The sequence below is a fragment of the Variovorax paradoxus genome (genome assembly GCA_016806145.1).
In the GTDB taxonomy this organism is placed as follows: Bacteria; Pseudomonadota; Gammaproteobacteria; order Burkholderiales; family Burkholderiaceae_C; genus Variovorax.
On the sequence record CP063166.1, the window covers coordinates 3,621,798 to 3,633,626 of the forward strand.

An 11,829-nucleotide genomic window follows, 5' to 3' on the forward strand; every position below is an offset into this window, starting at 1 on the left:
TCACCGGCGCGCCGATTCCATGCTGCGAGGCACAATGGCATGCCATGAATATTGTGATCCTCGACGATTACCAGGATGCGGTGCGCAAGCTGCACTGTGCTTCGAAGCTCGATGCCTACGCAGCCAAGGTCTATACCAACACCGTCAAGGGCATCGGCCAACTCTCGGTGCGTCTCAAGGACGCCGACGTGATCGTCCTGATCCGCGAGCGCACCCAGATCTCGCGCCAGCTGATCGAGAAACTCCCCAAGCTCAAGCTGATCTCGCAGACGGGCCGCATCAGCAGCCACATCGACGTGGCCGCCTGCACCGAGCGCGGCGTCGCGGTGGCCGAGGGGTCGGGTTCGCCGCAGGCGCCGGCAGAGCTGACCTGGGCGCTGATCATGTCGGCGATGCGCCGGCTGCCGCAGTACATCAGCAACCTCAAGCATGGCGCCTGGCAGCAGTCGGGGCTCAAGTCGGCCTCGATGCCGCCCAATTTCGGACTCGGCTCGGTGCTCAAGGGCAAGACGCTCTGCGTCTGGGGCTACGGCCGCATCGGCCAGCTCGTGGCGCGCTACGGCCAGGCCTTCGGCATGCAGGTGGTGATCTGGGGCCGCGAGGCGAGCTGCACCAAGGCGCGTTCCGACGGCTTCCAGGTGGCGCAGAGCCGCCAGGAGTTCTTCGCGATGGCCGACGTGCTGTCGGTGCACCTGCGGCTCAACGACGAAACCACCGGCCTGATCACGCTCGAGGACCTCTCGCGCATGAAGCCGACCTCGCTGTTCGTCAACACCTCGCGCGCCGAGCTGGTCGAGTCCGATGCGTTGCTCGCGGCGCTCAACCGCGGCCGTCCCGGGCTGGCGGCGATCGACGTGTTCGAGAGCGAGCCGCCGCTGCAGGGCCATGCGCTGCTGCGCCTCGAGAACTGCATCTGCACGCCGCACATCGGCTACGTGGAGCAGGAGAGCTACGAGATGTACTTCGGCCAGGCCTTCGACAACGTCGTGAGCTTCATCAAGGGCAACCCCACCAACATCGTCAACCCCGGCGCGTTGCAGGTCCGGCGGTGAAGCCGTGAGCCAGCCGGCGCCGAGGGGCGCACTCTGGGCGCTGCTCGCCGGCAACTTCGTGATCGGCACCGGGGTGATGGTGGTGCCGGGCACGCTCAACGAAATCAGCGTCTCGCTCGACGTCAGCGCCGCCACCGCGGGGCAGCTGATCACGGCCGCGGCCTTCGTCACCTGCCTCGGCGCGCCGCTGCTCGCGGCCGCGGTGGCCGGCTGGGATCGGCGCCGGCTGCTGGCCCTCACGATGCTGTGGTACGCGGCCTGGCACGCGGTGTCGGTCTTGATGCCGAGCTTCGGCGCCCTGCTGCCGGTGCGCATGCTCGCGGTGATCGCGCCGGCCATCTTCACGCCCCAGGCGGCCGCCTGCGCCGGCATGCTGGTGCCGCCCGAGCAGCGCGGGCGCGCGGTCACCTTCGTCTTCCTCGGCTGGTCGATGGCCTCGGTGCTGGGCCTGCCCATCGGCGCGCTGATCGGCGGCCATTTCGGTTGGCGCGCGGCCTTCCTCGCGATCTCGGCGCTCAGCGTCGTGAGCGCGGTCTCGGTGTGGCTCACGCTGCCCAACGGCATCCGGCCGGTGGCGCTCACGGCCGCGGCCTGGGCGCGCGTGCTGCGCAGCCCGGTGCTGATGGGCATCGTGTCGATCACCGCGCTGCAGGGCGCGGGCCAGTTCGTGCTGTTCAGCTATTTCGGCCCGATCCTCAAGCAGCGCTTCGGCGCCGACGCCACCGAGCTGAGCCTGATGTGGGGCTGGTTCGGCGCCTGCGGCCTGCTGGGCAACATGGTCGTGAGCCGCATCATCGACCGCGCGGGCGCCGGGCGCATGGTGCTCGTGACCACGGGCCTGATCGCGCTGAGCCTGGCGCTCTGGCCGCTGGCGGACAGCCTGTTCTGGATCGCGGTGGTGGTCTCGCCCTGGGGCCTGGGCTGCTTCTCGACCAACTCGGCCCAGCAGGCGCGGCTGGTGGGCCTCGCGCCCGCGCTGGCGCCGGGCTCGGTGGCGCTCAACAGCTCGGGCATCTACATCGGCCAGGCCTTCGGCGCCGCGCTCGGCGGCTGGCTGCTGGCGCGCGACGCCATGCACTGGATGAGCTGGGTCGGGCTCACGCTGCTGCTGGTGGCCATGGTGCTGAGCGCGGGCATCGACCGCAGCCGCCGGGCGGCCTGACCGGCGCGGCGAAACCCGGTCGCGCCGGCTCCCGCAAGCCTCCCCGAGAAACACCGGGGAAACCCTTCTCCCGCCAGACTGCAAAATCGCTGCTGCAGCGGCCGGCGTGCGCGCACGCGCGGGCGGCCCGCCAGAGATCTCTCAACCTTTGAAAAACCCCAGCCACACATGACAGTGAACTACACCCGGATCGGCGTCGTCGGCGCCGGTGCCATGGGCCGCGGCATCGCCCAGATCGCGGCCCAGGCCGGCAGCGAGGTGCTGCTGCTCGACAGCTTCGAGGGCGCCGCGGCGCGCGGGCTAGATGCCATCGTCGCCCAATGGAACAAGCTGCACGAGAAGGGCCGCATCGACGAGGCCACGCGCGACGCCCAGATCGCGCGCGTACGGATCGCCGAGTCGGCGCAGGCACTGGCCGGCTGCGACCTCGTGATCGAGGCCGTGGTCGAGAACCTCGAGGTCAAGCGCAAGCTGTTCGCCGAACTCGAAGCCATCGTCGCGCCCGGCGCCACGCTGGCCACCAACACCTCCTCGCTCTCGGTGACCGCGATCGCGGCCGGCCTCGAGCACCCCGAACGCTTCGCGGGCTTCCACTTCTTCAACCCGGTACCGCTGATGAAGGTGGTCGAGGTGGTGGCCGGCTTCAAGACCGCGCCCGAGGTCTGCACCCGGCTCGCGGGCTATGCCGCGCAGATGGGCCACAGCGCGGTGCAGGCGCAGGACACGCCCGGCTTCATCGTCAACCACGCCGGCCGCGGCTACGGCACCGAGGCGCTGCGCATCGTGGGCGAAGGCGTGGCCGACTTCGTGACCGTCGACCGCATCCTGCGCGAGCAGGCGGGCTTCCGCCTCGGCCCCTTCGAGCTGCTGGACCTGACCGCGCTCGACGTCTCGCACCCGGTGATGGAATCGATCTACCGCCAGTACTACGACGAGCCGCGCTACCGCCCGAGCGTGATCACCGCGCAGCGCCTCGCGGCCGGCGCGCTGGGCCGCAAGACCGGCGAAGGTTTCTACCGCTACGAGGACGGCGCGATGCAGCAGGCTCCCGAGGCGCCGGCGCCGAAGGTCGATACGCTGCCGGCCGTGTGGGTCTCGCCGCGCGCCGCACGCCGCGCCGAACTGCTGCGCCTGGTCAACACGCTGGGCGCGCAGATCGACAGTGGCGCCTCCGCCGCGCCGCAGTCGCTGATCCTGGTCGCGCCGCTGGGCTTCGACGTGACCACGGTCGCGGCCGTCGATCGCCTCGATGCCACGCGCACCGTCGGCATCGACATGCTGATCGACGACGCCGCCAGCAAGCGCCGCGTGCTCGCCACCAACCCGGCCACCCGGCGCGACATGCGCGATGCCGCGCACGCCCTGTTCGCGCGCGACGGCAAGGCCGTGAGCGTGATCCGCGACAGCGGCGGCTTCGTCACGCAGCGCGTGATCGGCACCATCGTCAACATCGCCGCCGACATGTGCCAGCAGCGCGTGTGCACGCCGGGCGACCTCGAGACCGCGGTGCAACTGGGCCTCGGCTATCCGCGCGGCCCGCTGGCCATGGGCAACCTCTACGGGCCCACCAACATGCTCGAGGTGCTGTTCAACATGCAGACCGTCTACGGCGATCCGCGCTATCGCCCGAGCCCGTGGCTGCGCCGCCGCGGCGCGCTGGGCCTGAGCCTGCTGCACGAGGAAGAGTGAGCCGCGACATGACCGCCGAACTCAAGAGCACGAGCGAAGGTCGCACCATGGTGCTGACGATCGCCAACCCCAGCCAGCGCAATGCGCTCGGTCCCGAGATCTATGCCGCCGGCATCGAGGCGCTCAACGGCGCCGAGAACAGCAGCGAGATCCGCAGCGTGGTCATCGTGGGCGAAGGCCCGTGGTTCTGCGCCGGCGGTTCGCTGCAGCGGCTGCAGGCCAACCGGCAGCGCGAGCGCTCGGTGCAGGCCGAGAGCATCGAGGGGCTGCACAACTGGATCGATTCGATCCGCACCTTTCCCAAGCCGGTGATCGCGGCCGTCGAGGGGCCAGCCGCGGGCGCGGGCTTCTCGCTCGCGCTGGCCTGCGACTTCGTGGTGGCCGCGCGCGACGCGGTGTTCGCCGCCTCGTACAGCAATGTCGCGCTGTCGCCCGACGGCGGACTGAGCTGGCATCTCGCGCAGATGCTGCCGCGCCAGCTCGCGAGCGAATGGCTGATGAACGGCGAGCGCATCGGCGCCGAGCGCCTGCATGCGCTGGGCCTGGTGAACACGCTGAGCGATCCGGGCCAGGCCCTGGCCGGTGCGCTCGCGCTGGCCGCCAAGCTCGACGAGCGCGCGCCCAACTCGCTCGCGAGCATCAAGGAACTGCTGAGCGAAGGCCGCGGCGCCACGCTCTCGTCGCAACTGAGCCAGGAGCGCGACCACTTCGTGCGCAACCTGCACCACGCCAATGCCGGCATCGGCATCGCCGCCTTCCTCGAGAAGAAGAAGCCCCAGTACGAGTGAGTACGCGTGACGGGCAGCGGCGCCTCGCGTCGCTCCCGTGACAACCCTACGCCTTTCAGTCGCCGACAGGACAGACCATGGACGACCCCATTCTTACCATCGAAGAACGTGAAGCGATCAACAGTGGTCGCTGGTTCTCTTCCCTCTCCCCTTCGCTCAGGCACGACATCCTCCGATGCGCATTCGTCAGACGGTACAAGGACGGCGACCTGATCGCCGCGCGCGGCGATCCGCCCGAGCACTGGATCGCCTGTGCCAGGGGTGCGGTGCGCGTGAGCTCCACGGCCGTCTCGGGCAAGCAGGTGACGCTGACCTACGTGGAGCCGGGCATCTGGTTCGGCGACGTCGCGATGTTCGACGGGGACCGGCGCACGCACGATGCCTATGCGCATGGCGACAGCACCATCCTGTGCGTGGCGCGCGCCGACTTCCAGAAGATCCTGGCCGCGCACGTCGAGCTCTACGAGGCGCTGATGCGCCTGCAGGCACGGCGCATCCGCACGCTGTTCGGGCTGGTGGAAGACCTCAACACCTTGCCGCTGCGCGCGCGGCTGGCCAAGCAGCTCATCCACCTGGTGCGCAGCTACGGCGTGCCGAACCTGGACGACGGCAGCCAGATGCGCATCGGCCTGCAGCTGGCGCAGGAAGAACTCGCGCAGCTGCTGGGCGCCTCGCGCCAGCGCGTGAATCAGGAACTCAAGACCATGGAACGCGAGGACATCATCCGCATCGAGCCGGCCGGACTGGTGGTGCTCGATCGCGCGGCACTGATGCGCGTCTCGGAATCGGATCGATAGCATGAGCCAGGATTTTTCGAACTTCGTCGGCACCCGCGCGGTGTCGCAGCAGCACGCCTTCGACGTCGACGCGCTGTCGGCCTGGCTCGAGAAGAACCTCGAGGGCTTCAAGGGCCCGCTCACGGTCGAGATGTTCAAGGGCGGCCAGTCCAACCCGACCTACAAGCTGGTCACGCCCACGCAGAGCTACGTGATGCGCGCCAAGCCGGGCCCGGTCGCCAAGCTGCTGCCCTCCGCGCATGCGGTGGAGCGCGAGTTCAAGGTGATGAGCGGCCTGGCCGGCACCGACGTGCCCGTGCCGCGCATGCACTGCCTGTGCGAGGACGAGGCCGTGATCGGCCGCGCCTTCTACGTGATGGAGTTCATGCAGGGCCGCGTGCTCTGGGACCAGTCGCTGCCGGGCATGGGCAATGCCGAGCGCAGCGCCATCTACGACGAGATGAACCGCGTGATAGCCGCGCTGCACACCGTGAAGTACGCCGAGCGCGGCCTCGCCGACTACGGCAAGCCGGGCAACTACTTCGAGCGCCAGATCGGCCGCTGGAGCAAGCAGTACGTGGCCTCGATCACGCAGCCCATCCCCGAGATGGACAAGCTCATGGAGTGGCTGCCGGCGCACATGCCCGCGAGCGCGCGCGACGAGAACATGACCTCGATCGTGCACGGCGACTTCCGGCTCGACAACCTGATGTTCCACGCCACCGAGCCGCGCGCGATCGCGGTGCTCGACTGGGAGCTGTCGACGCTGGGCCATCCGCTGGCCGACTTCAGCTACCACTGCATGTCCTGGCACATCTCGGGCGCGACCTTCCGCGGCATCGCGGGCCTCGACCACGCGAGCCTGGGCATCCCGACCGAGAGCGAATACATCCGCAGGTACTGCGAGCGCACCGGCCTCACCACGCCCGAGGCGCTGGCGCCCGACTGGAACTTCTACCAGGCCTACAACCTGTTCCGCATGGCCGCGATCCTGCAAGGCATTGCCAAGCGAGTCGAGGCCGGCACCGCATCGAGCGAGCAAGCCGTGGCCTCGGGCCGCGGTGCCCGTCCCATGGCCGAAATGGCCTGGCAATTCGCGCAGCGAGCATGAGCCTCCCGGCCTTTCACGTCGCCTTCCGGCATGTGATCCGCCGCCCCTCGCGGGGGAGGCCCGGCCCGCTCGTGCGCTCACGAAACGCACAACGCACCCTGTGCGCACACGGCCGTACCGGCGGCTAGGCACCACCCGAGCCGCCCGCCCTTCACCCCCAACGGAGACCCCCATGGATTTCGAATACTCGGCCAAGACCAAAGACCTCCAGAAACGCGTCAGCGCGTTCATGGACGAATACATCTATCCCGCCGAAGCCGAATACAGCGCCGAACTCGCGGCCAACACGGCCGCCGGGAAGCGCTGGACCGCGCTCAAGACCGTCGAGAAGCTCAAGGACAAGGCCAAGGCCCAGGGCCTGTGGAACCTGTTCCTGCCCGTCGACAGCGCGGCCGCCTCGGGCTACGACGGCGCCGGCCTCACCAACCAGGAATACGCGCCGCTGGCCGAGATCATGGGCCGGGTGCCATGGGCGTCTGAAGCCTTCAACTGCTCGGCGCCCGACACCGGCAACATGGAGACCATCGCGCGCTACGGCTCCGACGCCATCAAGGCACGCTGGCTCAAGCCGCTGCTCGAAGGCCAGATCCGCTCGGCCTTCGCGATGACCGAGCCCGACGTGGCCTCGAGCGACGCGACCAACATCTCGACGCGCATCACGCGCGAAGGCGACGAGTACGTCATCAACGGCCACAAGTGGTGGATCTCGGGCGCCGCCGACCCGCGCTGCGCCGTGTTCATCACCATGGGCAAGAGCGATCCCGAGGCACCCAAGCATTCGCAGCAGAGCATGGTGATCGTGCCGGCCGATGCCAAGGGCATCCGCATCGTGCGCCCGCTCAACGTGATGGGCTACGACGACGCGCCGCACGGTCACGTGGAGATGTACTTCGAGAACGTGCGCGTGCCGGTCGACAACATCCTGCTCGGCGAAGGCCGCGGCTTCGAGATCGCCCAGGGCCGCCTCGGCCCCGGACGCATCCACCACTGCATGCGCCTGATCGGCCTGGCCGAGCGCGCGCTCGAACTGATGTGCCGCCGCGCTTCGTCGCGCGTGGCCTTCGGCAAGACCGTGGCCTCGCAGACCGTGACGCAGGAACGCATCGCCGAGGCGCGCTGCAAGATCGACATGGCCCGCCTGCTCACGCTCAAGGCCGCCTGGCTCATGGACGTGGCCGGCAACAAGGTCGCGAAGAACGAGATCGCGATGATCAAGGTGGTGGCGCCTTCGATGGCCTGCCAGGTGATCGACTGGGCCATGCAGGTACATGGCGGCGGCGGCATGTGCGACGACTTCCCGCTCGCCTACGCCTATGCCGGCGCGCGCACCCTGCGCTTCGCCGACGGTCCGGACGAAGTGCACCGCAACGCGATCGCCAAGTGGGAGCTGGGCAAGTACGCGCCGGGCAAGGCCGAGGCGGAGATGCCGGTCACGCGCTTCTGAGCGGGCGGCTTTCCCAAAAGCAAAGGGCGCGATCTTTTTCGCGCCCTCGGATTGCTGGCTAACCTCAAGCCCTCGCCTCTCGGCGAGGGCTTTGTGCTTTTGGATGACAGGATGCTCGATGGCCCCACTCCCGCGCAGCAAGAGCTCGCCATCGTGGCAAGGCGCCGGCGGACCACCTGTTCTGCAAGCCTTACAGCAATGGCTCTAACCAGGCGCGGAGCGATGGCGTATCGTGAATATCGCCCCCGAATAGGTGCTCGGGGATGAGAGGTTCGTTTGCTTTCCGGCTCCGACCGATCCAGACTTTCTGGGGAACGGCGATTTGCAAGCCGCTCGGCAGATCGACCACGGCGATGTCGAGATAGTCGGAGTCCGCGCTGGTCGCTTCACCGACATGCAAAGCGCCCGGAACTGCGAGCACCAGATCCGAAAAATCCAGGCAAGCGCTCGCGCAGTTTTTATCCGTCAATAAAACGACGCGACCCTTGAATGAATCTCCCTCGGGAGGCGACGGGTACTGGCTTCCTTCAATCGCACCGTCGGAAACCAATACATCGGGCCCGGATTTCTGATGCGCCTCTTTCAGGAATTTTTCCATCTCCGAAATCTTCCTGTATCTGACGCTCTGCGGCCCCGCGCGCGCCAATTCATCGCGCGCAAGGCGCGCAAACCAATCCACCGAAATTCGAGATGGACGCCACCACGCTTGCGCACCACTTTCCAGATTTGGTGTATCTCGTCGCATCAGTGCCGCCAGCATTTGATAGCCGAAGAGACTGCTTCCACCGTTATTTCCGCGCGCATCGAATACGACGACATCGGCTTTCGCCGGAACACTCAGAATGGCCGAGATGGCGTCTTCCATTTCGTTTTTTTCCAGATCCGAAGACAGGAACTGCTGCGCATAGATCCAATAGCGATTCTTCCCCCAGGGCTCAACGCCCATCCGGGGTCGTTGCTTGTTCGAGGAATAAATTCCTGCATCCGAAGCTTTCCAATCGAGCCGATATTCCCGGGTTTCCCCATTCGACTCAAAGGTACAGCTATACGGTTTTTCTGTTTCCCAGATGCCGTCACGAGGAATTCGATTCGAAAGCAGCAGTGCGAGCCTGTCCAGAACGGATTCCAAGCCGGTGCGCCGGTCCACGAAAGGCGCGATGTGGGTATCTATGTATTCGGATGGTTTCAGTCCATCGCAGGCGATCAGGATGGCTCCTTTTTCTGGCAACGTAGTGGGCCATCCTGAAGCGGCACGCACGACCCGCCATTCGCCACTCCTCCACTGCGCGGTCCAGCCGGCCCACATTGTCTTGCTGGAGGCGTTCGGATCCCAGACGGCCACATGACCGTCGCGAAAACCGGATAGGTAATAGCGGACCGCCGCCAATATCTGCGGCGCGTTTGCAGCCCGCATCGCAAGTTTCTCGGCCTCGTCATAACCTCGAACAATCCAATCGTTGAACGACCGGTCTGTTTTCAGCGCTACTGCCGGATGGGCATCAAGGAGAACCTGTTGCGCCCGTGCAAGCTCGGCCAGAGCGATCGCAGAGTAATTCGAGCCCGTTGCATTTGATGAAAAAGGCAGGACAGCCAATAACAGGAAGCAACGCTTGAATTCGCGCAGAGCCGGCAACTTCAGGCGAGGCATCAAATGGCATAGTGGATTATTGGATTCCGCATGACCATCCGATTGCCGACGGGCACTGTCGCGACTGAGCGCGCGTACGCACCAATCTTTCATCATGACTCACTCCCTTTCGGCTTGTTTGCAAGCTCTATGAATGGATGTGGCATCCTACACCGGCTTCTTCAAAGCCTTTTAAGAGGACTCACCCTTTTTCTGCGAATTGATTCGCAAAAAATCATCAACGGAGGTTGCAAGCCGAAGGAAGGTTTTTGGATTCGCTGCCTATCTGAACGAATCTCAGAGCTTCTTCTGCATGAACATCGCGCTGCCGAAGGCCGGATCCAGCTGGTAGTCGGCGAAGCCTTCGCGCTCGTAGGCCTTGCGCGCGGACACGTTGCCCGACAGCACCTCGAGCGTGAGCTTGCAGGCGCCGCGCGCGCGGGCCTCCTGCTCCACGCGCTCGAGCATGCGCTGCGCGAGGCGCTGGCCGCGGTGGCTGGACGCCACGACCACGTCGTGCACGTTCACCAGCGGACGGCAGGCGAAGGTCGAGAAGCCTTCCACGCAGTTGATCAGTCCGACCGGCTGGCCGTCGTCGTAGGCAAGCACGCTGAAGGCCTGCGGCCGGGCCGCGAGCGCGGCCGGCAGCTCGGCGCGCACCTGCGCGCTCAGGGGCGTGCCGCCACCGGCAGGATCGCGCGCGTAGCCATCGAGCAATTCGACGAGCGCCGCGGCCTGCGCGGCATCGCGGTAGTCGGCGAGCACGACCTCGATCGTCACTTCGCGCCTTCCACCGTGGCAACGAGACGCCGGGCGCTGGCCTCGGCCACCTGCGCATCGCGTGCCTCGACCATCACGCGCAGCAGCGGCTCGGTGCCGCTGGCACGGATCAGCACGCGGCCCGAGTCGCCGAGTTCGGCCTCGATGCGCTTCGTTTCGCTGGCCAGCGCCGCGTTGTCCTTCCAGTTCAGACCGGGCGCCAGGCGCACGTTGATCAGCGTCTGCGGGAACAGCGTCACGCCCTCGAGCAGCTGCGCCACGCTCTTACCGCTGCGCACGCAGGCCTGCAGCACCTGCAACGCGCTCACGATGCCGTCGCCGGTGGTGTGGCAGTCGAGCGCCAGCAAGTGGCCCGAGCCCTCGCCGCCCAGCAGCCAGCCGTGCTTCTCGAGCTCCTCGAGCACGTAGCGGTCGCCGACCTTGGCGCGCACGAACTCGATGCCCTGCCCACGCAGCGCCACCTCGACCGCCTTGTTGGTCATCAAGGTGCCGACCACGCCAGCCGGCTTGCTGCCGCGCGCGATGCGCTCGGCCACCATCAGGTAGAGCAGTTCGTCGCCGTTGAAGAGGCGGCCGCTGGCATCCACCAGCTGCAGCCGGTCGGCGTCGCCGTCGAGCGCGATGCCGTAGTCGGCCTTCTGAGCCGTCACGGCGGCGATCAGGGCCTCGGGGTGCGTGGCGCCGAAACCGTCGTTGATGTTGAGGCCGTCGGGCGTGCAGCCGATGCTCTGCACCTCGGCACCCAGCTCGTGGAACACGTCGGGCGCCACCTGGTAGGCCGCGCCATGGGCCGCGTCGACCACCAGCTTCAGGTCGCGCAGGGTGAGGTCGTTGGAGAAGGTGCTCTTGCAGAACTCGATGTAGCGGCCGGCCGCGTCGTTGAGTCGGCGCGCCTTGCCCAGGCCGGCCGACTCGACCCAGACCGGGTCTTCCTCGAGCGCGGCTTCCACCGCGAGCTCCCACTCGTCGCTGAGCTTGGTGCCCTGCGCGCTGAAGAACTTGATGCCGTTGTCGGGGTAGGCGTTGTGGCTCGCGCTGATCACCACGCCGAGGCTGGCGCGCTGCGCGCGCGTGAGATAGGCCACGCCCGGGGTCGGAAGCGGGCCGAGCAGCACCACGTCGACGCCGGCGGAGTTGAAGCCCGACTCGAGCGCCGACTCGAGCATGTAGCCCGAGATGCGCGTGTCCTTGCCGATCAGCACGGTGGGCCGGGCCTCGGTCTTCTTGAGCACGCGGCCCACCGCATGCGCGAGGCGCAGCACGAAGTCGGCGGTGATCGGCGAACGGCCGACGGTGCCACGGATGCCATCGGTGCCGAAGTACTTGCGAGTCATGTTCTTGTCTTTTCTCGGGATGTTTGAAGGAATATTTCTGAGGAAACCTGGCCCGGCTGCCGTGGC

At 67.1% G+C, this 11,829-nt stretch carries 10 protein-coding genes; 7 read left to right on the forward strand and 3 right to left on the reverse strand.

The window, feature by feature from the left end:
• Positions 1 to 44 precede the first annotated feature (44 nt).
• The 7 genes from INQ48_16940 (at position 45) to INQ48_16970 (ending at position 8,022) form a co-directional block, all read left to right on the forward strand.
• Positions 45 to 1,052 carry a D-2-hydroxyacid dehydrogenase family protein gene (locus INQ48_16940; protein QRF55113.1) on the forward strand — a complete coding sequence of 336 codons (1,008 nt, stop codon included), beginning with the start codon at positions 45 to 47 and terminating at the stop codon, positions 1,050 to 1,052.
• A gap of 4 nt (positions 1,053 to 1,056) precedes the next feature.
• Positions 1,057 to 2,214, forward strand: coding sequence for an MFS transporter (locus INQ48_16945; protein QRF55114.1), 1,158 nt, complete (start codon positions 1,057 to 1,059; stop codon positions 2,212 to 2,214).
• A 168-nt stretch (positions 2,215 to 2,382) separates the two neighbouring features.
• Positions 2,383 to 3,903: a 3-hydroxyacyl-CoA dehydrogenase gene (locus tag INQ48_16950; protein QRF55115.1), complete on the forward strand. Its 1,521-nt coding sequence runs from the start codon at positions 2,383 to 2,385 to the stop codon at positions 3,901 to 3,903.
• Positions 3,904 to 3,911: 8 nt separating this feature from the next.
• Positions 3,912 to 4,691, forward strand: coding sequence for an enoyl-CoA hydratase/isomerase family protein (locus INQ48_16955; protein QRF55116.1), 780 nt, complete (start codon positions 3,912 to 3,914; stop codon positions 4,689 to 4,691).
• Between the two features lie 77 nt (positions 4,692 to 4,768).
• Complete coding sequence (locus INQ48_16960; protein QRF55117.1) at positions 4,769 to 5,488, forward strand: Crp/Fnr family transcriptional regulator; 720 nt, start codon at positions 4,769 to 4,771, stop codon at positions 5,486 to 5,488.
• 1 nt (position 5,489) lies between these two features.
• On the forward strand, positions 5,490 to 6,578 hold the full coding sequence (locus INQ48_16965; protein ID QRF55118.1) for a phosphotransferase: 1,089 nt from the start codon (positions 5,490 to 5,492) through the stop codon (positions 6,576 to 6,578).
• A gap of 172 nt (positions 6,579 to 6,750) precedes the next feature.
• A complete protein-coding gene (locus tag INQ48_16970) occupies positions 6,751 to 8,022 on the forward strand; it encodes an acyl-CoA dehydrogenase family protein (protein QRF55119.1) in 1,272 nt (423 codons plus the stop codon).
• A gap of 190 nt (positions 8,023 to 8,212) precedes the next feature.
• Here the strand turns inward: INQ48_16970 and INQ48_16975 are convergent, their stop codons facing one another.
• The 3 genes from INQ48_16975 to glmM form a co-directional block, all read right to left on the reverse strand.
• The gene (locus INQ48_16975) at positions 8,213 to 9,766 is read right to left on the reverse strand and encodes a hypothetical protein (GenBank protein QRF55120.1); all 1,554 of its coding nucleotides are present in this window, start codon (positions 9,764 to 9,766) and stop codon (positions 8,213 to 8,215) included.
• A gap of 180 nt (positions 9,767 to 9,946) precedes the next feature.
• Positions 9,947 to 10,429 (reverse strand): GNAT family N-acetyltransferase, encoded by a 483-nt coding sequence (locus INQ48_16980; GenBank protein ID QRF55121.1) that lies wholly within the window; start codon positions 10,427 to 10,429, stop codon positions 9,947 to 9,949.
• Positions 10,426 to 11,763, reverse strand: a complete 1,338-nt coding sequence (gene glmM, locus INQ48_16985) for a phosphoglucosamine mutase (protein ID QRF55122.1) — start codon at positions 11,761 to 11,763, stop codon at positions 10,426 to 10,428. Before glmM ends, INQ48_16980 begins: the two co-directional genes overlap by 4 nt.
• Between the last annotated feature and the right edge of the window lie 66 nt (positions 11,764 to 11,829).